Origin of the sequence: Mucilaginibacter aquaedulcis, assembly GCF_030409325.1 — a bacterium.
Classification (GTDB): Bacteria; Bacteroidota; Bacteroidia; order Sphingobacteriales; family Sphingobacteriaceae; genus Mucilaginibacter; species Mucilaginibacter aquaedulcis.
Window position 1 is genome coordinate 109,635 of record NZ_JAUFPR010000002.1, and the last position, 24,465, is coordinate 134,099.

A 24,465-nucleotide genomic window follows, 5' to 3' on the forward strand; every position below is an offset into this window, starting at 1 on the left:
ATATTTTATGTTTGTGTTCAAAATTGGTTAAAATAATGATAAAAAAAGGGTTTTTAAGGTTGGGTATATTAATTTTATATCTCATATCGTTACTTCCCTTTTGGTTTTTGTATATCATATCTGATATTTTATTCATCATTATCTATTATCTGGCGCGTTATCGCCGCGATGTGGTAAAGCAAAATCTGGCCAATGCCTTCCCCGAAAAAACTGAGAAAGAACGCCACGATATTGAATTTAAGTACTACCGTTACCTTGCCGATTTGATCGTGGAAACGGTAAAAATGATCACTGTATCTGAAAAACAGATTCAAAAAAGGGTAGTGGCTACCAATTCTGAGCTGGTGCATGAATATTTTGCCAAGGGTAAAAGTATCATAGCTGTTGCGGGGCATTATTGTAACTGGGAAATGGCGGCGCTCAACTTTAACTTTGTTACCGATAAAAGGTTTATGATTGTTTTTAAACCGCTCTCCAATGCCACATTTAATGATTTTTTTATCAAGGTTAGGTCGAGGTTTGGGGGGCAGCCTGTGCCCATGAAGCAAACTATGCGTAAAATGGTGGAGTATAAAAACGAACTTACCGTAAGCGTGCTGGTTGGCGACCAAACACCCGTGCAGCACGAAGTAAATTACTTTACCAATTTTTTAAATCAACCAACTGCCGTATTTTTGGGCATCGAAAAAATATCAAAGGCTATTGATGCCGCTGTTGTGTTTTACGACATGAGGCGGGTAAAAAGAGGCTACTATACTTATACATTGGTTCCGCTGACTGAAAACGCCAAACAAACTGTCGAGCATGAGTTAACAGACAAGCACGTGCAATACCTGGAAGGCATGATCAGGCGCGAACCGCAATATTGGCTATGGTCTCACCGGAGGTGGAAGTTTAAGCCGGAGGACAAACATAAATGATTGATACACCAAAAGTTGCTGTAGTTATATTAAACTGGAACGGCGTTAAATACCTGAAACAATTTCTTCCATCTGTGCTGGCCTCAACCTGGCCCGGGCTTGATATTGTGCTGGGCGATAATGGCTCAACTGATGGTTCTGTAGCTTTTGTAAAGGAGAATTTCCCTTCAGTTAAAATAATTGAAACCGGCAATAATTATGGTTTTACAGGAGGCTATAACCGTGTACTGAGCCAGGTACAAGCCGATTATTTTATACTCCTTAACTCTGATGTGGAGGTTGTACCCGGTTGGATAGAACCAGTGATTGAGCTCATGGAAAGCGATTCTTTGATAGCCACGGCAGCTCCTAAACTACTGTCATACGCTCAAAAAGATCAGTTTGAACATGCTGGTGCTGCCGGTGGTTTTATTGACAGTTTTGGATACCCTTTTTGCCGTGGCCGCATGTTTTATGAGGTAGAGGACGATCTGGGTCAGTACCAGCAATCTGGCGAGGTGTTTTGGGCATCTGGTGCATCCTTGTTTATCAAAAAGAAATATTGGGATGAGGCAGGTGGTTTTGATGAGTTCTTTTTTGCCCATATGGAAGAGATTGACCTTTGCTGGCGATTAAAAAACATGGGCTATAAAGTGATGTACTGCGCGCAATCAACCGTTTACCATGTGGGCGGTGGTACCCTTAATGCGGAAAATCCCTTTAAAACTTACCTTAACTTCAGGAACAATCTCTTATTACTCAAAAAGAACCTTCCGTTTGGCAGGGCTTTGTTTGTGATACTCATGCGTTTCTGGATGGATCTGTTAGCCCTGCTGCGATTTTTGGCAGAAGGCAAGCGCAAAGATGCCTGGGCCGTAAGCCGTGCGCATCAGAACTTTGTGCTGAGTATTTTTGGCATCAGGGTTTCGGCTTATGGAATTAAAAACCTGAGTAGCGGCAAAAACTCATCACCTAAAACCCATCACTCCAAACGGAGCAAAAACCTGAAAGGCATGTACCAGGGCAGTATTGTCTGGAACTTTTTCGTGAAAAAGAAAACCAAATTTACTGATCTTGATCAGTCTGATCTGCTTTAGTTTCTTCTGTTGAGCTGGTTTTAGCCTTTTTAGTTTCCTTGTCTTTAACAGGTGTTTTTACCAACGGACTATCAGGTGGTAATAGTAAGTGCACATCCTGCTGAGGATAAGGAATCTCAATACCCTCACGGTTAAATGCATCATAAATATCGGTAAGTACGCTGCCTTTCAGGGTAGTCCAGGTATTAATATCAGCAGCCCAGAAAAGCACCCTGAAATCAACGGAGCTCTCACTCAAATTGTGCAGCAATACCGATGGTGCAGGGTTTTGCATAATATCGTCATGTGAGGTTAACACGTTGGTCAACAAAGCTTTTACCTTTTCAATATTTACACCATAGGCGGCTCCAATTATAAGTTCAACACGACGGTTGTTATTGCTTAGCGTCCAGTTAATTACGTGGTGCGATATCAGGTCGCCGTTGGGGATAATAACCTCGGCGCCGTCGCTGGTGGCAATTTTACTGGCTCGTATTCCAATATCAAGTATGGTACCCGAGCGGCTATCTACCTCAATAATATCGCCTACCTGGATGGGCTTTTCAAAGGCCAGTATCAAACCCGAAACCAGGTTGTTTACAATGTTTTGCAAACCAAAACCAATACCTATACCAAAGGCACTGATAATAATGGTGATTTTATCAATAGGTACGCCCGATGCCGCTACGGCCAAAAAGAAACCTATGGCAATAACCCCGATACGGATAAGCAGGGTAGAGGTACGGTTTTTCTTTTTCAGCACATCCATATCATGCTTGTGCTTGGCCGATACATCGTACAGGTAACTGACTATTTTAGAGGTAATAGACGACAGCCAGATCACCGCTATAAATATGATCACGCTTTGAAAGGTGAACTGCGTATTGGTGCCACCAATGCTGCGATTAGCGGTTAAAAAATCTTCAATATGAGTAAATACGGCATCCTCAATATTCATGTTCTGGGTAAACATTACCAGCCATAATAGGCTGGCCAACACCGCGAGCACACTCCTGAACTTATTTTTAAGCAGTTGATAATCTATGTATGAGGTTAAATTGTTGCTGTTTTTGCTTGCTTCCAATTGTAAAAACAGGGCTTCCATCAGCATGTGAACTATGTAGTACATAGCCATAGCCAGCCACAAGCTGTGTATAGCCGTTACCCCAACTATTTTGGCCAGGCTAAAACGCCCGAACACATTACATAAAATGGAAACGGTTTCAAGAAAAATAAATGCTTTTAATACAAGTCCGGTGTACGGCAAGTGATCATCCGGCGCTTGGCGTACCGCAGCCAAATACCTGATACTGAAATAAACCGACGCTATGCCCAGTATCAATACAAAAACCCTATCGGCATTAGTTACCTGTATAAACAAATTGCTCAGGCAATAAATATTGGTAATAATGAACAGTTGTAGCAGGTAATTGAACAGGGGTTTTGAGCATGTTTTTTTAGCCAGGTAAAGCAGGGCTACAATCAGGATAATAAAAAATGTTTCGAGCACCACTACCGGCGGGTGGTCATAAAAATTAGGAAGCAACGTAAACGCCAGAATACATGATGAAACCAGCGGATAGCTGATCACATATTTAGCCTGATCAAATATATTGTCGGCAGCATCATTGGTTTTAAGGATCTTTTTACGGCTCGTATAAACCCAAAACCAAAAGCCCAGTAAAATAACTAATCCCGAAAGGTGTATAAGCACATCGCGGCCTACAAAAAAGCTGAAAAGCTTGGTGTTCATGGCAACTGTGGCCGAAAGCGCGGTTTTAAAATCGCTGCCTTCATCGGCATTCATGCTCCATATATTGCTGTACTCGGCCGAGAAAGCGCGGATGCTGAAGTCCCTGATCTTAAAGTCTATCTGGTCTTTGAGGTCAAGTATAGATATATATACCGATGAGGTACGGTTTTGCAACAGGCCTATCTTAACCATCAGTTTTTTATTGATCCCATCCAGCTTATGATACTTGCTGTCGATAGCTATTTTCTGGATTAGGAAAGTGGTTGCCAGGGAACTATCGGCCGGTAATATCTTTAAAACACTATCGCGCGAGATGGCGTTCAAATCGGTTTGGTTTTGTACCAGCTTGGAGTTAATATCCGCCAGCTGATCCTGCCAAAGGTCTAACTGGTCAACACTGCGGGTTAAAATATCGCGTATGGCATATAAATAACGGAGTGTGCTTGATTTATCGTTATCAATGAGCGGTTTTATCAGCGTTACACGCCTCTCGTAACTGGGGAGCTGGGTGCTGATGCCAACCGTATCAATTTGTTTTGAAAGGTTGGTTTTGATCTGGTTAAAAGCCGATGTATAATATTCAACCTTTTGCAGTAAGTTATTTGTTGATGTATCGGAGCGTTTGAGCGACCGCATCATAGAATCGCGCGAGAGTATAGCCGCCCGGAGCGAATCTCTTACACTGCGTGATTTTTTCTTTTTTGTTTGCGCCAGCGCATCAGCACCGGAAAAAACTATCAGGATCAATAAGCTATACGAGGCAGTTCTAAATAATTTATGCATAGGGAGGTGGTAGATGGTTAGACACAAGAAATGAGAATCAAGACATAAGAGCCAAGAATCAAGAAATTGCTATTCGATCGTTACCAAAGTTTTTCCTGACCACTCGTTTTAATTCTTATTTCTTGATTCTCATTTCTTCACTCTTGATTATTATTTCTTGCTCTTATCTCTTATTCAATTATCAGATTTTCAATAGCCAGACGGTACGAGTCCATACCAAAGCCAGCAATAACACCTTTACAGCTTGCTGCCAGCATTGATTTATGCCTAAACTCCTCGCGCTTATGCACGTTTGAAATATGCACTTCAATAACCGGGGTAGTAATAGCTGCAATGGCATCGGCAATGGCAATAGATGTATGCGTATAAGCGCCGGCATTTAATACAATTCCGTCATAACTGAAACCAATTTCATGCAGTTTGTTTATAATTTCGCCTTCAACATTACTTTGGTAATAATTAATGGTGATGTTTGCATAACGCTTGCGCAGCTCTTCAAGGTAAACCTCAAAGCTGGTGTTGCCATAAATTGATTTTTCGCGAACGCCAAGCAGGTTTAAATTAGGGCCGTTTATAATTTGTATATTCATTAGTTCAAACTTAAAACAAATCATTTAAAAAAAGTAACAAATTGGAGTGGCGTTCGGCAATAAAAGGTTTTAAGGCTTATTTGAAATTAGAAAAATCACTGGCCGATAATTCTATCGAGGCTTATGGGCGAGATATAGAAAGGTTATATCAGTTTTCTGAGGTTCAGGAAATTAAATTAAAACCCGAAATAATTACTTTAAGTGATTTGAGGAATTTTATAGTCTGGGTAAATGAACTGGGCATGATCCCATCATCACAAGCCAGGATATTATCGGGCATCAAAGCCTTTTATAAATACCTGCTGATGGAGGATATTATCCGGAACGATCCGTCGGAGCTGCTGGAATCGCCCAAGATACAACGAAAGCTTCCCGATACGTTAAGTTACGAAGATATTAATAAGCTGATAGGGGCCATTGATCTGTCGAAACCCGAAGGTGCCCGCAACAAAGCCATCCTCGAAACGCTTTATGGCAGCGGCCTGCGCGTGTCTGAACTTACCGAACTAAAGCTCTCCAACCTGTACCTGGATATTGAATTTATTAAGGTAACGGGTAAAGGTAATAAGGAGCGGCTGGTACCCATTGGAAGCGCTGCTATAAAGGCGCTCAGGATATGGATAGAGAACATACGCGTACACCTACTCATAAAAAAAGGAGAGGAGGATATTGTGTTTTTGAATCGCAGGGGCGCAAGGCTGAGCCGTGTTTATATTTTTTTAATGATCAAAGATCTTGTTGAGCTCACGGGGCTTAAGAAAACTATAAGTCCGCATACTTTTCGGCACTCTTTTGCCACACATTTGGTTGAGGGCGGCGCCGACCTGCGCGCCATACAGGAGATGTTGGGCCACGAAAGCATCACCACCACCGAAATTTATACCCACCTTGACAGGGAGTACCTGAAAAGTACTATAAGCCAGTTCCATCCCCGGCATTGATGATTCGGAAGGATCGTTGATTTTGCAGAACAAATATTCCCTCTTTCCGCCGTAGGCGAAGAGAGGGTGACCGAGCGTAGCGATGGTCGGGTGAGTCTGATCATTGTATTGCGTAAATTACTTGCTTCGCTCGCCTGCTCTCTCTTCAACTTCGCTGGAAAGAGGACAGAGTAAGAATTTATCATGCCTAACATCTTGATGTATAGCTCACTGATAACTCCTTCGCTGCATTCAATATCGACAAAATGGGGAAACCATGTTGCACCGTGTAATTCATCGCCAGTTCGTGAACTACAATTCCCCTTTTTGTGGTGCATTTTACTCACGATTTAATGGTTAACAGGGTTTTAAACATCATAATGACTGTAAAAAACTTGTGGCATTAGCATTGGTATAATTAATTAAAGATTAATATACTATGTCAGGTTATATCACAGAGTTAAATGAGTTGAACGTTTTATTCAACGATTTAGGAAATTATTCCGTAACTAATGCTTATATGCTTCAAATACTTTTAGAGCGTTATGACGGCGTGGTTGAACAATTGTATTGTATTAGTGATAAAATTTTCAAACCATCGGTTGATACCATAGCCGAGGTGGAAGCAGATATGGCCTTAATGCTGAGTGATCAAATGCCTTCGTTTAAAAAGAAGATGCTTTTTGAAAAGAATAAGATGAAATTAAGAGTGGCTGTAAATACCGATATAAGCCGATACGAACATTATAAAATAATAGAGCAGATCATATATAACTAATAGGGCCCACGAAATAACCTTATCATTATACCCCTAATCTTTATCACTAAATAACTAAGCGAAGCTGTAATACTAACCTATTACAGCTTTCGTCATTCTATTGCGCCCACTCATATCCTTTCTCAACTCAGTATTTGTAAAGCCCATGCTTTGCAGTAGTTCAATTGTTTCTTGGCCATAACTTTCATTGATCTCAAAAAATAATAATCCACCAGGCTGCAGGTTTGCCTTGGCAAAATGGGCAATGGCGCGGTAAAATATCAACGGATCATCTTCAGGCACAAACAAGGCACTGTGCGGTTCAAAGTCGGTAACGTTGGTGTGCATTTGTTTTTTATCGGCCACCGTAACATAGGGAGGATTGCTTACTATGATATGGTATTGGGGAGCGGGGGGCGAAGTGTGGGGTGTGGAATAATAGTTTAAAATATCTGCATGTATAAAGTTCACATCCACCTCATTCAATACCGCATTTTCTCTGGCGGTTTGCAAAGCCGTTTCAGATATATCAATAGCCGAAACCTGTGCATTAGCAAGGTTCTTTTTAAGGCTGATGGCAATACAGCCGCTGCCGGTACCTATGTCCAGAATGCCTCCGGTAAATTGTTTAACGCTTTCGGCTTTATGCTTTTGGCCTTCGGCTACCGAAGAAAGTATCCATTCTACCAGTTCCTCGGTTTCGGGGCGGGGTATAAGTACCGATGGATTCACTTTAAAGGGTAGGCCATAAAATTCGGTAACCCCCAAAATGTATTGTATTGGCTGGCCGGTTAACAATTGGGTCAGGATGTTTTTTAATTGTTCTTCCTGTTGGCTGCTCAGTTCACGCTCAGGAAAAGCTTTAATTGATGCTTTTGATAGTTGTGATATTTCGCTGATGGTGAACAGCGTGATGGCTTCTATCTCGTTAGGTTCATAAACCTTTTTCAGCTGTTTGTAATCTTCAAAAACATCCTTAATAGTAATCATGCAACAAAGTAACATAAAAGCTACTTTTGCAGCATGGTTAATCATGAAAAATATATGCAACGCTGCATTGAACTTGCCCAGCTTGGTGCCGGGCAGGTAAGTCCAAACCCTATGGTTGGCGCAGTGGTTGTACATGACGGTAAGATCATAGGCGAAGGCTATCATCAAAAATACGGACAGGCGCATGCCGAAGTTAACGCTATTGCCCAGGTTATGGGTAAATTTGATGATGCTGCCGAGTTGCTGAAACAATCTGTTATATATGTTTCTTTAGAGCCCTGTGCACATTACGGAAAAACGCCTCCTTGCGCCGATCTGATCATCAGACACCAGATACCGACGGTAGTAGTAGGTTGCCGCGATCCTTTTGACCAGGTTGACGGAAAAGGCATCGAGAAATTGAAAGCTGCCGGCATTGAGGTGATAACCGGTGTGCTTGAAAAAGAATGTAAATGGTTAAATCGCCGTTTTTTTACCAAGGTGCAAAAGCACCGGCCATATATTATATTAAAATGGGCGCAAACCAGTGATGGTTTTTTTGCCCCGGCAGATCATACTCAACTCTGGATCACAGGCGAAGAATCGCGCAGGCTGGTACACCAATGGCGCAGTGAAGAAGATGCTGTGCTGGTGGGTAAAAACACCGCCGCTATTGATAATCCCTGCTTAAACGTACGTTACGGCGATGGTCGTTCGCCCAAACGTGTAGTGATTGACAGGAAGCTGGAGTTGGATAAAGGCTTAAATATATTTGACCAATCGGTTGATACATTTGTATTTAACGAAGTTAAGTTTGATGTTGACGGCAAAAACAAGTATATAGCCCTGGAAGATTTTAACAACTTTGTGCCTCAGTATATCTTATACCAGTTATACCTGCAGGATATACAATCGGTAATAATAGAAGGGGGGGCGCGTACGTTACAAAGTTTTATAGAGGCCGGTTTATGGGATGAGGCCCGGGTATTTACCGGAAAAATCAATTTAAAAAACGGCATAAAAGCACCACAAATAACCGGTATAATTGCCGGGGAGTTTCCTTCGGGAAAAGATCGCCTCCAAATTATTTATAACGAGCCAATTATATAATGTTATACGTTTTTTTAAGTATTTGCTGTAGTGTTGTGGTTTCGGTTTTGTTGAAACAGGCCAAACGCTACCAGATTGATGTTTTTCAGGCCATCACCTGGAATTACTCTATGGCAATACTGCTTACCTGGATATTTTTTAAGCCGCAGCTATCACATATAAATGAGCTGCCGGTTTATAATTACCTGGCTCTTGGTATATTGTTTCCTTCGCTGTTTGTAATTATGGCTTCGTCGGTAAGGCTGGCGGGCATAGTGCGTACAGATATTGCCCAGCGGCTGTCATTGTTTATTCCCATATTCGCGGCCTTCTTCTTATTTGGCGAGGGTAAAGATGCGGTGAAGATCATAGGTATTGTTCTGGCATTTACGGCCATTATATTTTCAATTCCATGGCAAAAAACGGTGAGCAACCGGGTTAATAAAATTTCATGGTTTTCACTGGTACTGGTTTTTGTAGGCTTCGGCGTTATTGATGTGCTTTTAAAGCAAATTACCAAGATTAGCACCGTGCCATTCACCACCACCATATTTGTGGTGTTTGTACTGGCGTTCATCCTGTCTATGACGGGACTTATTTACCAGGTAGCCACTAAAAAAACGCGTTTTTCGTGGCCGCATATACTCATTGGCTGGATATTGGGAGTAGCTAATTTTGGCAATATCCTGTTTTACCTTAAAGCGCATGTGGCTTTGGCCAATAATCCATCGGCAGTGTTTTCGGCCATGAATATTGGCGTAATTGTGGTGGGCGCCTTTATCGGTATGTTTATTTTTAAAGAGAAGCTGAGCCTGCTTAATAAAATAGGTATTGCGGTAGCCATATTAGCTATCATTGTCATCTACTTTCCGCAAACGTTGGGTTTTCTTCATATTTAATGTGTTTTAATGCTTTTTGACGATACCTATAAAACCATAGAGAAACCCACCGAAGGCATATTCCGCGACCGAGGCAGCAAGTTTCTGGGGTATGCATATCCCATCAATTCTGAGAATGATATCAAAGGCATTGTAGCCGCTCTGAAAACCGAACATCCCAAAGCCAATCACCACTGCTGGGCCATGCGTTTAAGTATAGACAGATCGGTGTTCAGGGTTAATGATGATGGGGAGCCATCGGGCACTGCGGGCAGGCCAATACTTAATACTTTATTATCACGCGATCTCACCAATATTTTGGTAGTGGTGGTTCGCTATTTTGGCGGTACGCTGCTTGGTGTTCCCGGTTTAATTAATGCTTATAAGGTTGCTACTGATGAGGCGATTAACCAGGCTGTTATTATCAATAAAACCGTTAATGATATTTACACTATCAAATTTGATTACCTGCAAATGAACGATGTGATGCGTATTATCAAAGATGATAATTTAGCCATATTGGAGCAGCAATTTGATAACGATTGCAGCATACAGGTTTCTATCCGCAAAACACAGGTTGAGCAAACTTTATTTAAAATAAGCAAGCTAAGCGGTGCCAAAGCACGGTATGATCGTAGTTTATAAGGGAAGAGAATCAAGACATTAGAGTCAAGAAACAAGAATTAAAACGGGGTGTAGGATTAGGCTTTATCAAGGCGATTGATAACCAGTGTCTTAACTGTTAGTAGTCGTTTTTTTATTCAACCTCGTGGTTGCGATATCTTATTTCTTGATTCTTATCTCCTGATTCTAATATCTTATTTCCTTACTTACTGCATAAAATGACTATTTTAGTCGCATATGCAATCTTTTGAAATAGATAAAACAGACCTGCTCCGCATTAAAGCCGCTCTTGAAAGCGATGATGTTGAGTTAGAGAAGGTTCTGCAGGGATACCACGCCTCTGAGATTGCCATATTGTTTGAAAAACTTCCACAGGAGGCTAAAGAAAGGATCATTAATATCCTGCCTGCCGATATTGCGTCGGAGGTAATTTCCGAGATGGCCGAGGAGCATCACCCTGAAGAACTGTTGGTGAATCTGCATCCTGAAAAGCGCTCGGAGATTGTGGAGGAGCTGGATTATGATGATGCAACGGATATTATTTCGCAGCTTGACGAAGAGCAGCAACACGAGATATTAAAAGATCTTGACGAGGAAGATGCCAGCAGCATTCGCGCCCTGTTAAGTTACGACGAGGATACGGCGGGTGGTTTGATGAACTCCGAAATTATTAAGGTGAACATCAACCTTGATAAAAAGGATGCCCTTGATGAGATCATCCATCAATCGGAAGAGATGGAGGAGCTGTATACCATATATGTTGTTGATGATAATGATATACTGAAGGGCATCCTCTCAATAAAAACAGTGATCAAGGCTAAAGCCGATGCCCGTGTAAGTAACCTGGTACAAACCAACTTTGTGTATGTAAAGGCCGATGTTGACCAGGAAGAGGTAGCCCGCTTAATTTCGCAATACAACCTTACCAGCATCCCCGTAGTGGATGAGGATATGAAGCTGCTTGGCCGTGTTACGGTTGATGACATCATCGACGTAATGGAGGAGGAGAATACGGAAGACATCTTGAAAATATCAGGTGTATCTGAAGATGAGGAACTGAGTGGTAACTGGCAAGATGCGGTAAAAAGCCGTTTGCCATGGCTGGTGATTAACCTGGGTACCGCGTTTCTGGCGGCATCAATCATCCGTGATTTTGATTCAACGGTAGCCAAACTTTCTATTATTTCAGCCTACATGACCATTATTGCCGGTATGGGTGGTAATGCTGCCACACAAGCGCTGGCGGTTACCGTAAGGCGCATCTCTCTGAGTGACCTTACCGACAAGCAAGCTTATAATACCGTACTAAAAGAGTTTTTAGTAGGAATGATCAATGGTGGCGCCAACGGCCTTATTGTATTTATGGTGGCCTATTTTTATGATGCCAACCCGCTGCTGGGTCTGGTGCTGTTTTTAGCCATGACAGGTAATCTGATCATCGCGGGACTAACCGGGGCTTCCATTCCGCTCATATTGAAAAGGGTAGGGATAGATCCTGCTGTGGCATCATCCATCATCATAACCACATTTACAGATTGTATTGGCTTTTTATTGCCGCTTTGGTTGGCTACAAAGCTGTTGTTGCATCATTAAAAGTGGTGAGTGGTGAGTAAAAAATGGCCAAACAAGTTAGGATTTAGAATTTAGTCATTAGATTTTTTCTTTAGAGTTTAGAATTTAGTTTTTAAAATTTTTCCCTTACTTTTTAGAATTTCTTTCGGAGTTAAACTCTCTATTCACTATTCAAGCTTTTATTATAAATTTGAACCATCAAAATTAGAAACAGAATGACTGAGGTAAGATACAACTGGACGAAAGAAGAAATTGCTGAGATATACCATACCCCATTGCTTGACCTTGTTTACAAGGCCGCTACCATACACCGTGAAAATCAAGACTATGCAGAAGTGCAGATCAGCTCGCTGATCTCTATTAAAACCGGTGGTTGCTCTGAAGATTGTGCTTACTGTCCGCAGGCCGCGCGTTACAATACTGGTGTAAATGTGCACGCCATAATGCCTAAAGATGAGGTTGTGGCCGCTGCCGAAAAGGCAAAAGCCGGTGGCGCATCACGTTTATGCATGGGTGCCGCATGGCGCGAAGTTCGTGATAACCGCGATTTTGACAAGGTAATTGACATGGTAAAAGCCGTAAACGCGCTTGATATGGAAGTTTGCTGCACGCTGGGTATGCTTACCGAGAGCCAGGCTCAACGTTTGGCCGATGCTGGTTTGTATGCCTACAACCACAATCTGGATACCTCTGAGGAAGATTATAAGCGTATCATTACCACCCGTACTTATGATGAGCGCCTGGACACCCTGAAACATGTGCGTAAAGCCAAGATCTCGGTATGCAGCGGCGGTATCATTGGTTTAGGCGAAACGGTTGAAGATCGTATTTCGATGCTGAAAACATTATCAAACCTGCCTAAGCACCCGGAGTCTGTACCAATTAACGCGTTAGTACCTGTACAGGGAACTCCGCTGGCCGATCAGCCAAGGGTATCTGTTTGGGATATGGTACGTATGATAGCTACCACCCGCATCATTATGCCAAAAACTGTGGTACGTTTATCAGCAGGCCGTACAGAAATGAGCGTGGTTGAGCAGGCGTTCTGCTTTATGGCAGGTGCCAACTCTATTTTCGCTGGCGAAAAATTGCTGACCACACCAAACCCATCATTTGATACCGATATGGCTATGTTTGAATTGCTTGGACTATCTCCGCGCAAAGCCTTCAAAAACGGCCGCCCAAATGAGGTTAAGGAAGCTGAAGTAGCAGGATAAGCTTGTAAGAAAAAAGAGACGCATCACATGCGTCTCTTTTTTTAGTCTCTCATATTAATATACTGCAGGGGCTGGCCAAAGTTTTCGGCACGGCACAGGCTGATCACGGCTTGCAGATCGTCTATCTTTTTGCCTTGTACACGAACTTGATCATCCATAATAGAGGCTTGCACTTTAAGACCGCTGTCTTTTATCTTTTTAACTATCTTTTTGGCAACTTCCTTGTCAATGCCTTCTTTAACCTTGATCTCCTTGCGTATCATACTTCCTGATGCATATTGATCTTTACCAAAATCAAGCGCGCTTGAATCAAGGTGTTGTTTAACCATACGGCTGATGATAGAATCCTGTATGGCCTTTAAACGCATATCGTTTTCAGTAACAATGGTTATTTCGTTGGTTTTCTTATCCAGGTCGATAGTACTTTTTGAATCGTTAAAATCATAACGGTTCAATATTTCCTTTTTTGCGGTGTTTATGGCGTTGTCAAGAGTTTGTCCGTCTATCTTGCTTACAATATCAAATGTTGGCATAAGTAAATGGGTTTATAAATGTTTACAAAACTAAGGTATTATAAAAGATTTATGAAACCTGTTCAATTAATTTGTTGTAAGGGTAGGCCTCACCTAAATCCTCTCCAAAGGAGAGGACTTGAACTTCGCTCTTGAATATTACTCTTATAACCCTCTTCTTTGGAGAGTAATAGCCCATCAAGAGGCCGTTGCATCAAATCAGGTCTTTTATCGACTCACCCCGACATCGCTACGCTTGTCGACCCTCTCTATGGCTTCGCCGTAAAGAGGGTTGGGGAATTTTCTTTTCCCCTTTATCAATTTTGCAATCCCCTCTTTCCGCCGCAGGCGAAGAGAGGGCGGTCCGGCGAAGCGTAGACCGGGTGAGTCTTTTGTATGCCAGGCAATTTCTATAATTCTGCCTTTTCATGGGCTATTAATTTTGGGCATGCAGGGTGAGGCTACATAATATGACTCTTTTGTTTACTTAGTGTAATAAATAATAATGAATAAAAACTGGTTAATTACTGATGAGTTAATATTAACTTAACAAATAAATAAGCAGTTTTGTAAAAGCGGACCCCAGTGGGGCAATGTATATGGATAAACAGGTTCCCTTAATAAACAGAGAAATAAGTTGGTTATATTTTAACGACAGAGTTTTGCAGGAAGCTGCCGATCCAACTGTTCCGCTAATTGAGCGTGTAAGATTTTTAGCCATATTTTCATCCAACCTTGATGAGTTTTATCGTGTAAGGGTGGCTACTATGAGCAGGCTGGCCGCACTTAACGAAAAATCAAAGGAGCTTTTAGGTTTTAACCCTAAAAAACTGCTCAATCAAATCAAAAATATTGTTGTAAAGCAGGAGCGTAAGTTCAATAACCTTTACGAAAACATCATTGTAAAGGAGCTTGCCGAAGAGAAAATATTTATCCTGAATGATAAACAGCTTAACGTAACTCGGGGTGCCTTCGTTAAAAACTACTTCAGGGAAAAACTCCTGGCAACACTGGTGCCTATCATGCTTAATGATAGTTTGCCGCTGCCAGAGCTGCGCGACAGGGCTATTTACTTTTTTGTAAAGCTCACCAAAAATAAAAAATCAAGGTTTGCGCTTATTGAATTTCCTGATAACCTTTCAAGGTTCATTGTACTTCCCGAAACCAATAACCTGAAATTCATTATCCTGCTGGATGATATTATCAGGTATAGTTTAGAGGATATCTTCTTCATTTTTGATCATGACAACATTGAGGCTTACTCGTTGCAGCTGACCCGCGATGCCGAGCTTGACCTGGATAAGGAAGTGAGCGGCAAATTTATTGATGCCTTGTCAAAAAGCCTGCAAAAGCGTAAAAAAGGTACACCCATGCGCTTACTGTATGATACCGAAATGCCAATGGATATGCTCAAATACCTGGTAGGTAAAATGGGGTTACATGGCGAAAGTTTAATTCCGGGTAACAGGTATCATAACTTTAAAAATTTCATCTCATTTCCAAATGTAGGCAGCCCCGAGCTGGAGTTTGTTAAATATCCGCCATTGCCCGTCGAAGATCTTTCTTTTGGAAAAAGCTTAATTGGATTAATAGCTAAGAAGGATTATCTGGTTAGTACGCCTTATCAATCATATGATTATATCATCCACTTTTTGCGTGAGGCGGCTATCGATCCTAAAGTAAAGGAAATCAGCATAGCTGTATACCGCCTGGCCGAAAATTCAAGAATTGTACACGCCCTGGTAAATGCAGCCAAAAACGGAAAAAGAGTGAACTGCCTGGTCGAACTGCGTGCCCGTTTTGATGAGCAAAACAATATTTTTTGGAGCAATCGGCTTGAAGAGGAGGGCGTTAACGTACTTTACGGTATAGCCGGGTACAAGGTGCATTCCAAAATATGTTTGGTTAGCAGGTTAGAGAAACAGAAGATAGTGAACTATGCCTGCTTATCAACCGGGAACTTTAATGAAAAAACGGCTAAAATTTATGCCGATCATACCTTATTCACCGCTAATAAAAAAATAACGGATGACCTCGCCGTGGTATTCAGGGCATTGAAAAGAAATGTGTTGCCCAAAGGCTTAAAAACGCTCATTGTATCACCTATTGATTCGCGGCCGGCCATTTATAGGCTCATTGATACTGAAATAAAGAACGCCAAAGCCGGTAAAAAGGCGTATATGATATTAAAAATGAACAGCCTGGCCGATGAGGAGCTGATCAATAAACTTTACCAAGCCAGTAATGCCGGCGTAAAGATCAAAATGATCATTCGTGGTATGTGCTGCCTGGTGCCAGGAATAAAAGGCTTTAGTGAAAATATTGAAGTAATAAGCATTGTAGATAAATATCTGGAGCATGCCCGTGTCCACATTTATTGCAATGGTGGTAATGAGCTTATTTATCTGACCTCGGCCGATTTTATGACTCGAAATATTGATAACAGGGTTGAAGTGGGCTTCCCGGTACTGGATGGGCGTTTGCGTAGTGAAGTGAGGGAGATGATCAATATACAACTGAATGATAATACCAAGGCCAGGGAAATTAACAGCGCCAATAATAACAAATATCACAAAACCAGCTCTGCCACCAGCCACAGGGCGCAGATAGAAATATATAACTACCTTAAAAATAAAACTAACCCAAATTGAGATACGCCGCTATAGATATTGGCTCAAATGCAGTAAGGCTGCTGATAGCCGACATTATTGAAAATAATGGTTCGGTTTCCTTTAAAAAAAACACATTGATCAGGGTTCCGTTACGTTTAGGCGACGATGCATTTATTCAACAGCATATTTCTGATAAGAAAAAAAGCGACCTGTTAAAATCCATGCAAGCCTTCAGGAACCTGATGGATGTATATAAGGTAACTGATTATCTGGCCTATGCTACATCGGCCATGCGCGAAGCTAAGAATGGGGAAGAGGTAGCTGCCCAGATCAAAGAAGAAGCCGGGATTGACCTTGAGATTATTCATGGTTCCAAAGAAGCCAAAGTTATTTACGCCAGCCATGCCGATCAAAATATTGATAAGAGTAAGAATTATCTGTATGTAGATGTGGGCGGCGGCAGTACTGAGCTTTCTTTGTTTTCAAGCGGCCAGATAATGGCCTCAAAATCATTCAATATCGGTACCATCAGGATACTGGATAACCAGGACTCTGAAGAAACCTGGAACGAGATGAAAGATTTTATACGCGAGCATACCCGCGGGTTTAAACAGCTGTCGGGCATTGGTACCGGCGGCAATATCAATAAGTTATACCGCTTGTCTGAGGAAGAGAACGATGCGCCGATGAGCTTTGTAAAGCTTAAATCGCTATATACTTACCTAACTTCCTTCTCCCTGAAAGATCGTATCAACGTATTGGGTCTGAACCAGGACCGCGCCGATGTGATTATCCCGGCATGTGAAATATACCTTACCGTGATGAAAAACGCGGGTATTAAAAGCATTTATGTACCCCGTGTAGGTATGGTTGACGGTATAATTCAGCTGCTCATAGAGAAGAATTTATAAAAATTTAACGTAAAATTATTTTTACAAATTTGTTTAATAATCAAAAAACTGTTATTACATTTGTATTGCCCTCTCAAGGGCATGTTTTTCATAGGTAGATGTAGGGTCGGGTACAAGTTATTCGACCCTTTTTTATGCCCGTACTTTTGTGTGATGGGGTTGATTAATTAATCATGAAGAAGAAGATTGTAGTTGCGATTACGGGTGCCAGCGGCTCTATTTATGCCCACCTGCTGCTGAAAAAGTTGCATGAGTTAAAAGATCAGATAGCCGAAGTGGCCGTTGTAATGTCAGACAATGCCAAAGATGTGTGGCGTTTTGAGCTCGAAAATGATCATTTTAACGATTATGATTATCAATTTTACACCAAAAATGATTTCATGGCTCCGTTTGCATCAGGCTCGGCCAGGTTTGATACCATGGTGGTTGTGCCATGCTCTATGGGTACACTGGGACGCATAGCAGGCGGAATATCCGATGATCTGATAACCCGTTCGGCTGATGTGATATTAAAAGAACGCCGCAAACTGATCCTGGTAGCGCGCGATACACCGCTCAACCTCATCCATATCCGCAATATGGAAACCGTGACGCAGGCAGGAGGAATCATTTGCCCCGCCATCCCATCATACTACAGCAAACCCAAAACCATCGAAGAATTGGCCATGACCGTAGTTAATCGCGTTATCGACCTCATAGGTCTTGAACACCAAAGCTACCGCTGGAGCGAAGAGGATAATTGATTTCGGAATAGAGATTAGTATTAACAAGCAAAGGCTAAGTGCGATTCCCCTCTGGAGAGGGGTGTAGGGGGGTGTTTCTACTTTGTTTTTAATATACATCTTAAAAGCCCAATTTAAGAGCAACCTTAAATTCCGTATATTTGTACATATCAAAACAGTCCGGCCTTTCTGAGCACCAGAAAAGCCGGACTGTTTTGCTAACCGGGCAAGCCGGAAAGAAATGGAAAATCGCCTTATTCTTTGGTAGTATATTGTAATTGAGTTAGTTATGGCTTTTTAAAGTTAAAAAATGTAGCTCAAAACGTATTGAAAAGTATTAAAACTGAATTTTAAGCAAGATTTTTGAGTTTTTTGGCCAATTTTTGATCAATTTATAACGCGTTTTATGTTAAAATTTGATTTTAAAAAGTATTTCGGACACCACTTTTAAGCTCGAACAAGCCGTAGTTTAATTGAGTAAATGTCACAATATTGCAAGGCTTAGTACCTTAATTCAATAATTGTTATCTTTGCCGCCTTAAACATGAATAAGAAAGTAGCTTTTTATACATTGGGCTGTAAGCTCAACTATTCGGAAACATCGTCAATAGGCAGGTTGTTTAACCAGGCTGGCTATGATACGGTTGAGTTTACGAATACCCCTGACGTTTTTGTGATCAACACCTGTTCGGTTACCGAAAACGCAGATAAAAAGTGTAAAAAGATAGTTAAGGAAGCACTCAAGATCTCGCCGAACGCTTACGTAACCATTGTAGGTTGTTACGCACAGCTAAAGCCACAGGAAATAGCCGAAATACCTGGTGTAGACATGGTTTTAGGCGCCGCCGAAAAGTTTCAGATCATTGATCATATCACCGACCTTACCAAGAAACCTAAGGCCGTGGTTTATAATCAACCGGTATCTGAAGCAAACGAATTTATACCTGCCTATTCATTTGGCGATCGTACCCGCACCTTCCTAAAAGTTCAGGACGGCTGCGATTATTCGTGTACATTTTGTACCATACCGCTGGCACGTGGCAGCAGTCGCAGCGATACCATTGAAAATGTATTGGAGCAGGCCAGGCAAATAGCTGCATCAGGCGTAAAAGAAATTGTACTCACAGGCGTAAACCTGGGCGATTTTGGTATCCGAAATGGCAACAGGGAAGATAAATTCTTTGACCTGGTAAAAGCACTGGATGAGGTAGAAGGGATAGATCGCTTCCGTATTTCATCAATAGAACCAAACTTGCTTACCGATGAGATCATTGCATTTGTAGCAGCTTCAAAACGTTTTGTGCCTCATTTTCACATCCCGCTGCAATCAGGCTCTGATAAAATACTGGGTTTAATGCGCCGCCGCTATAAACGCGATCTGTATGTGAACCGGGTGGCCAAAATAAAGGAACTGATGCCCAACTGCTGTATCGGGGTAGATGTTATAGTAGGTTTCCCAGGCGAAACAAGGGAAGATTTTATTGAGACCTATAATTTTTTAAACGACCTGAACGTTTCATACCTGCATGTATTTACCTACTCAGAAAGGGAAAATACACTGGCCAGTCAAATGACCGGCGCGGTACCCGGATCGGCCCGGGGCGAGCGGAGCAAAATGCTGCATATCCTGTCTGACAAGAAACGCAGGGCATTTTATGAAAGTCAGCTTGGTAAAACCGAAGAGGTTTTGTTTGAGGGAGATATAAAAGAAGGCTTTATGCATGGTTTTACACGTAACTACGTAAAGGTACGAACCAAGTATGATCCCGTATTGATCAACGAACTTAAAACTGTTCACTTAACAAACATTTCACCTGACGGTGATGTGGATATAACAGAAAGCGAAGAAATATTGGTGCATTAAAATACTATCTTCGCTTTAAACTAAAACCTATGTTTCCAACCATTACATCGCTTCTACAGTATCTTTTTGGTATAAATATCCCCTTGCCCGTACAAACTTTCGGCTTTTTTGTAGCCATAGCTTTTATGGGGGCCTACTGGGCTTTTACAGAGGAATTTAAGCGGAAAGAAAAATTAGGTATAATCCATTCTTTTAAAAAAACAATAACAGTTGGTAACCCGGCATCGGTTAATGAACTGGTGGGTAATGGTGTGTTCGGTTTTGTTTTAGGTTACAAACTGGTTGACTGTGTGCTGAACTACCATGCACTGCTGGATAATCCTCAGGATTTTCTGCTATCATTACGCGGCAGCTGGTTAGGCGGTATCATAGGTGCAGCAGCATTTGCTTATTGGGCCTATTATGAAGGTGAAAAGCAAAAGCAAGCTAAACCGGTAAATAAAGAAGTAACCGTACACCCGTATGAGCTCATGGGCAGCATTTTGCTATGGGCCGCTATATTTGGCTTTGCAGGTGCTAAGTTGTTTAATGCCTTGGAAAACTGGGGCGAGTTTATGAAAGACCCGGTAGGGATGCTCATCGGCTTTAGCGGACTTACCTTTTACGGCGGTTTGATATGCGGAGGCGCCGCGGTACTTTATATTGCCAATAAGCACGATATTAAACCGTTGGACATGCTGGATATCGGCGGCCCAGGTATGATGCTGGCTTACGCGGTAGGCCGTATTGGCTGCCAGATGTCAGGTGACGGTGATTGGGGCATAACCAATACTGAGCCAAAACCAGGCTGGTTAAGCTGGGCTCCGGATTGGGTTTGGTCATTTAAATTTCCGCATAATGTAAATGATGAGGGTGTTGCTATTCCGGGTTGTATAGGTAAATTTTGTCATGAGCTGCAATACCCGGTTTTCCCTACATCATTTTATGAACTGATAGTTTGTTCATTACTGTTCTGGTTTTTATGGAGTATACGTGACCGCATTAAACCGGCAGGCGTAATGTTTGGTATATACATGATACTGGCAGGTGTTGAACGCTTTTTTATTGAACTGATACGTGTAAATACAAAATATCACGTAGCTGGCATTAGCTTTACCCAGGCTGAGTTTATATCGTTGTTAATGGTTGTTGGCGGAACTGTTTTAATTTTAAACGGGCTTAACAAGGATAAAAAAACAGCTACCGTAAAGCATGGCTAATAGCAAACCAACCCATAAACTATTGAAGAACCAGGTATTCAGGTTTGTAATTTCGGCAGGTGCAGGTTTTTTGGTAGATATATCGGCCTTTTATTTGTTTTATCATAACCTGCTGGTACAGCATACCTACCAGATATTTTCATTTACGGTTCGTAATTCTACTTTATCGCTCGCAATATCGTTTTGTATGGGTGTTATCGTTAATTTCCTGATCACCCGGTATTTGGTTTTTACCGAGTCAAAACTTTCTGCATATAAGCAATTTATACGTTTTGCATCAGTAGCCTGTATTGGTTTTTTTGCCAATTTAGCAGTGATCAAAATACTGATACAAAACTTTGGTATATACCCGCCGGTAGCAAGGATAGGAGCTGCATTAAGCTTATTTTTCGCGAGTTTTTTTATACATAAGGCATTTTCATTCAGCTTATCATTAAGGCATCATGGAACTCATAAAAATAACCAACCAGGTAACTGAAGTAGCCAAACAGGCAGGCGATTTCATCAGACAGGAACGTAAAACCTTTGATCCGGATAAAATAGAATACAAAGGGCTGAACGACCTGGTATCGTACGTTGATAAAAATGCCGAGAAGGTCATTGTGGATGGTCTTCGCAAAATATTACCCGAAGCGGGCTTTATCACCGAAGAAAAAACCACTATCATTTTAGGTGAAAGATATAACTGGATCATTGATCCATTGGATGGTACCACCAATTTTATACATGGCCTGCCCGCGTTTTCTGTTAGTATTGCTCTAAAAGAGTATGACGAACTGGTTTTAGGTGTAGTATATGAAATTAACCAGGATGAATGTTTCTACGCTTCGAAAGATACCCCTGCATACCTGAATGGGAAAGAGATCAGGGTAAGTAAAAATAAAACCATTGCCGATAGCCTGATCGCTACAGGTTTCCCGTATTACGATTTTACCAAACAAGCTACTTATATAGAATTGTTTACCGAGCTGATGAGAAGCTGTCACGGCTTACGCCGCATAGGCTCCGCAGCGGTTGATTTGGCTTATACCGCCTGCGGTAGGTTTGATGCATTTTACGAATATAATCTGAACGCCTGGGATATAGCAGGCGGAATAGTCATTGTAAAGCAGGCAGGAGGGGATATTGTTAATTTTAAAGGAGGCGCCGAGGTTATTGAAACCAGGGAACTACTGGCCACTAACGGGTTAATTACTGCTGAGCTTTTATCCACAGTACAGAAGTATTTCAAATAGACACGAGTTACACTATATATATATATATATATATATATATATATATATATCGAATTACACGAATTAAAAAAGGCGCTAATCAAATTAACGCCTTTTTCATGTATTCATTAGTGCCTTTCGAGTAAATTCGAGGCATTAGTGTCAATATATCTTATAAAGCTTCTGATACCACTTCGGTAACTTCAGGCACCATGCGTTTAAGCAGGTTTTCTATACCGGCTTTCAGGGTAACAGTTGATGAAGGGCAACCGCTGCATGAACCACGCAGTTCAACAGTAACAACACCTTCATTGAATGAACGATATGAAATAGCGCCACCATCCTGCTCAACAGCCGGACGAACGTAATCATGCAATATCTGCTGTATTTTTACTTCTGTTTCTGAACCTTCAAAGTTTACGTCGGCAGCTTCTTCTTCTAATTGTATCTTCAATTCAGATTCAACAGCGCCTTTTACAAACTCCTTCATAATAGGTTCAACATCGGCCCAGTCGCTACCTTCAGTTTTAGTGATGGTAACAAAATTACTGGCAAAAAAAACACCGTTAACAAACGAGAATTTATACAATTCTTTAGCAAAGGGCGATTTTTCGGCACTTTCCTTTGTAGGGTAATCGGCACTGCCATTTAAAAGCAACTTGTTCACTATGAACTTCATAGTTGCCGGGTTGGGAGTTGATTCTGTATATACGTTGATATTCATTTCTGCTATTTTTAATAGATCTAATTAACAAATTTAGACAGCTTTTTGATTTAAAGGTAGCTATTAATTAGTTATGACACGTAAATGATAGATGTATGTGGATGTGCGGATTTCGGATGTGTGGATGTGCAGATGATTGGTCAAATTAAATAAGTACTATCTTCACATCCACACATCCGAAATCCGCACATTTACCATCAAATACCTGTATAATTCAAAGGAGTTATTTGCTTTAACTCCTGTTTTATTTCGTCGCTTATATTTAACGTATCAACAAAGGCTGCTATTGTATGTCCGTTAATTTGTTGATTGGTACGGGTTAAGTCTTTTAATGCCTCGTAAGGATTTGGATAGCCTTCACGCCTTAAAATGGTTTGTATCGCCTCGGCAACAACCGGCCAGTTAGCTTCCAGATCGGCATTGATAGCATCCTTGTTCAACAATAACTTATTTAAACCTTTTATGGTTGATTTAATAGCTATCAAGGTATGCGCCATCGGTACGCCAATGTTTCTTAACACGGTAGAGTCGGTAAGGTCACGTTGTAACCTGGAAACAGGCAATTTAGCAGCCAGGTGCTCAAATAAGGCATTGGCAATACCCAGGTTACCCTCTGAGTTTTCAAAGTCAATAGGGTTTACCTTGTGCGGCATGGCAGATGAACCAACTTCGCCGGCTTTTATTTTCTGCTTAAAGTAGTTCATGGAGATATATGTCCACATATCCCTGTCTAAATCGATCAGGATATTATTTACCCTTTTCAAAGCATCACATTGGGCGGCAAAGTTGTCATAATGCTCAATCTGGGTTGTAAATTGCGAGCGGTTAAGACCCAAAACCTCATTAACGAAATGGTTACCAAAGACTTTCCAGTCCTTACCCGGATAAGCGATATTGTGAGCATTAAAATTACCTGTAGCTCCACCAAACTTAGCAGAATAAGGAACGGCTTTTAGCAGCTGTAATTGAGCTTCTAAACGTTCAACAAATACCTGTATCTCTTTACCAAGGCGGGTTGGGGATGCAGGTTGGCCATGGGTATGGGCCAGCATAGGCACCTGATCCCATTCCTGCGCATAGTTCTTTAAAGTATTAACCAGATCATTTATAGCTGGATAGTAGCTGTCATTGATCGCCAGTTTAAAGGTATAAGGGATAGCTGTATTGTTAATATCCTGCGAGGTGAGACCGAAGTGAATAAACTCTTTAAACTCATCAAGATTACCCAGTTTATCAAACTCTTTTTTAATAAAATACTCAACCGCTTTTACATCATGATTGGTTGTTTTTTCTATCTCCTTTATGCTTTCCGCATCTGCCTCACTGAAATTTCTGTAGATGTCGCGTAACTTTTCAGACAGATCTGTATCAAAATGTTGTAGTTGTGGTAATGAATATTGAGCTAATGCTATAAAATATTCTATTTCTACAAACACCCGGTATTTGATCAGGGCGTATTCAGAAAAATAGTTTGCAAGTTCGGCAGTTGTGTTGCGGTAGCGGCCATCAACCGGCGAAATTGCAGAAAGAGGAGTAAGCGTCATGATTTATAAAATTTTGGCAAAGATAAGAATTTAGAT

The 24,465-nt window shown here is 41.4% G+C and carries 22 protein-coding genes; 16 read left to right on the forward strand and 6 right to left on the reverse strand.

Annotated elements, in window-relative coordinates; translation table 11 throughout:
- Positions 1-35: 35 nt before the first annotated feature.
- Complete coding sequence (locus tag QWZ01_RS05090) at positions 36-920, forward strand: lysophospholipid acyltransferase family protein (RefSeq protein WP_290322174.1); 885 nt, start codon at positions 36-38, stop codon at positions 918-920.
- Positions 917-1,996 carry a glycosyltransferase family 2 protein gene (locus tag QWZ01_RS05095; RefSeq protein ID WP_290322175.1) on the forward strand — a complete coding sequence of 360 codons (1,080 nt, stop codon included), beginning with the start codon at positions 917-919 and terminating at the stop codon, positions 1,994-1,996. The genes QWZ01_RS05090 and QWZ01_RS05095 overlap by 4 nt, the downstream gene beginning before the upstream one ends.
- On the opposite strand, the gene QWZ01_RS05100 is transcribed toward QWZ01_RS05095, so the two are convergent.
- Both QWZ01_RS05100 and aroQ read right to left on the reverse strand, forming a co-directional pair.
- Positions 1,965-4,511, reverse strand: coding sequence for a mechanosensitive ion channel family protein (locus tag QWZ01_RS05100; protein ID WP_290322176.1), 2,547 nt, complete (start codon positions 4,509-4,511; stop codon positions 1,965-1,967). The two genes, QWZ01_RS05095 and QWZ01_RS05100, sit on opposite strands and share 32 nt — an antisense overlap.
- A 170-nt stretch (positions 4,512-4,681) precedes the next feature.
- Positions 4,682-5,101: a type II 3-dehydroquinate dehydratase gene (aroQ, locus tag QWZ01_RS05105; protein WP_290322178.1), complete on the reverse strand. Its 420-nt coding sequence runs from the start codon at positions 5,099-5,101 to the stop codon at positions 4,682-4,684.
- Between the two features lie 41 nt (positions 5,102-5,142).
- On the opposite strand from aroQ, the gene xerD reads away from it, so the two are divergent.
- Positions 5,143-6,042 (forward strand): site-specific tyrosine recombinase XerD, encoded by a 900-nt coding sequence (gene xerD, locus QWZ01_RS05110; RefSeq protein WP_435404562.1) that lies wholly within the window; start codon positions 5,143-5,145, stop codon positions 6,040-6,042.
- 418 nt (positions 6,043-6,460) lie between these two features.
- On the forward strand, positions 6,461-6,799 hold the full coding sequence (locus QWZ01_RS05115; RefSeq protein WP_290322182.1) for a hypothetical protein: 339 nt from the start codon (positions 6,461-6,463) through the stop codon (positions 6,797-6,799).
- A 72-nt stretch (positions 6,800-6,871) separates the two neighbouring features.
- Here QWZ01_RS05115 and prmC read toward each other — a convergent pair whose 3' ends face one another.
- Positions 6,872-7,768, reverse strand: coding sequence for a peptide chain release factor N(5)-glutamine methyltransferase (gene prmC / locus QWZ01_RS05120; protein ID WP_290322184.1), 897 nt, complete (start codon positions 7,766-7,768; stop codon positions 6,872-6,874).
- Between the two features lie 33 nt (positions 7,769-7,801).
- On the opposite strand from prmC, the gene ribD reads away from it, so the two are divergent.
- From ribD to bioB, 5 genes are all read left to right on the forward strand, one after another.
- A complete protein-coding gene (gene ribD / locus QWZ01_RS05125) occupies positions 7,802-8,857 on the forward strand; it encodes a bifunctional diaminohydroxyphosphoribosylaminopyrimidine deaminase/5-amino-6-(5-phosphoribosylamino)uracil reductase RibD (protein WP_290322186.1) in 1,056 nt (351 codons plus the stop codon).
- Positions 8,857-9,735 carry a DMT family transporter gene (locus QWZ01_RS05130; protein WP_290322187.1) on the forward strand — a complete coding sequence of 293 codons (879 nt, stop codon included), beginning with the start codon at positions 8,857-8,859 and terminating at the stop codon, positions 9,733-9,735. Before ribD ends, QWZ01_RS05130 begins: the two co-directional genes overlap by 1 nt.
- A 9-nt stretch (positions 9,736-9,744) precedes the next feature.
- Positions 9,745-10,359 (forward strand): IMPACT family protein, encoded by a 615-nt coding sequence (locus tag QWZ01_RS05135; protein WP_290322188.1) that lies wholly within the window; start codon positions 9,745-9,747, stop codon positions 10,357-10,359.
- A 216-nt stretch (positions 10,360-10,575) separates the two neighbouring features.
- Positions 10,576-11,931 carry a magnesium transporter gene (mgtE, locus tag QWZ01_RS05140; RefSeq protein ID WP_290322190.1) on the forward strand — a complete coding sequence of 452 codons (1,356 nt, stop codon included), beginning with the start codon at positions 10,576-10,578 and terminating at the stop codon, positions 11,929-11,931.
- 194 nt (positions 11,932-12,125) lie between these two features.
- On the forward strand, positions 12,126-13,127 hold the full coding sequence (gene bioB / locus QWZ01_RS05145) for a biotin synthase BioB (protein ID WP_290322192.1): 1,002 nt from the start codon (positions 12,126-12,128) through the stop codon (positions 13,125-13,127).
- 41 nt (positions 13,128-13,168) lie between these two features.
- Here the strand turns inward: bioB and QWZ01_RS05150 are convergent, their stop codons facing one another.
- A complete protein-coding gene (locus QWZ01_RS05150) occupies positions 13,169-13,660 on the reverse strand; it encodes a YajQ family cyclic di-GMP-binding protein (RefSeq protein WP_290322194.1) in 492 nt (163 codons plus the stop codon).
- A 578-nt stretch (positions 13,661-14,238) separates the two neighbouring features.
- Here QWZ01_RS05150 and ppk1 point away from each other — a divergent pair.
- From ppk1 to QWZ01_RS05185, 7 genes are all read left to right on the forward strand, one after another.
- Positions 14,239-16,290: a polyphosphate kinase 1 gene (ppk1, locus tag QWZ01_RS05155; RefSeq protein WP_290322195.1), complete on the forward strand. Its 2,052-nt coding sequence runs from the start codon at positions 14,239-14,241 to the stop codon at positions 16,288-16,290.
- On the forward strand, positions 16,287-17,162 hold the full coding sequence (locus QWZ01_RS05160; protein ID WP_290322196.1) for a Ppx/GppA phosphatase family protein: 876 nt from the start codon (positions 16,287-16,289) through the stop codon (positions 17,160-17,162). Before ppk1 ends, QWZ01_RS05160 begins: the two co-directional genes overlap by 4 nt.
- Before the next feature lie 173 nt (positions 17,163-17,335).
- The gene (locus tag QWZ01_RS05165) at positions 17,336-17,905 is read left to right on the forward strand and encodes a UbiX family flavin prenyltransferase (RefSeq protein ID WP_290322197.1); all 570 of its coding nucleotides are present in this window, start codon (positions 17,336-17,338) and stop codon (positions 17,903-17,905) included.
- 523 nt (positions 17,906-18,428) lie between these two features.
- Complete coding sequence (gene mtaB / locus QWZ01_RS05170) at positions 18,429-19,748, forward strand: tRNA (N(6)-L-threonylcarbamoyladenosine(37)-C(2))-methylthiotransferase MtaB (protein WP_290322198.1); 1,320 nt, start codon at positions 18,429-18,431, stop codon at positions 19,746-19,748.
- A gap of 29 nt (positions 19,749-19,777) precedes the next feature.
- On the forward strand, positions 19,778-20,947 hold the full coding sequence (locus QWZ01_RS05175) for a prolipoprotein diacylglyceryl transferase (protein WP_290322199.1): 1,170 nt from the start codon (positions 19,778-19,780) through the stop codon (positions 20,945-20,947).
- Complete coding sequence (locus QWZ01_RS05180; protein WP_290322200.1) at positions 20,940-21,425, forward strand: GtrA family protein; 486 nt, start codon at positions 20,940-20,942, stop codon at positions 21,423-21,425. The genes QWZ01_RS05175 and QWZ01_RS05180 overlap by 8 nt, the downstream gene beginning before the upstream one ends.
- Positions 21,391-22,182 carry an inositol monophosphatase family protein gene (locus tag QWZ01_RS05185; RefSeq protein ID WP_290322201.1) on the forward strand — a complete coding sequence of 264 codons (792 nt, stop codon included), beginning with the start codon at positions 21,391-21,393 and terminating at the stop codon, positions 22,180-22,182. Before QWZ01_RS05180 ends, QWZ01_RS05185 begins: the two co-directional genes overlap by 35 nt.
- A gap of 151 nt (positions 22,183-22,333) precedes the next feature.
- On the opposite strand, the gene QWZ01_RS05190 is transcribed toward QWZ01_RS05185, so the two are convergent.
- Both QWZ01_RS05190 and purB read right to left on the reverse strand, forming a co-directional pair.
- Positions 22,334-22,885, reverse strand: coding sequence for a NifU family protein (locus tag QWZ01_RS05190; protein WP_290322202.1), 552 nt, complete (start codon positions 22,883-22,885; stop codon positions 22,334-22,336).
- A 197-nt stretch (positions 22,886-23,082) separates the two neighbouring features.
- Entirely contained in the window at positions 23,083-24,429 is a 1,347-nt protein-coding gene (purB, locus tag QWZ01_RS05195) for an adenylosuccinate lyase (protein WP_290322203.1), read from the reverse strand.
- Positions 24,430-24,465: the final 36 nt, after the last annotated feature.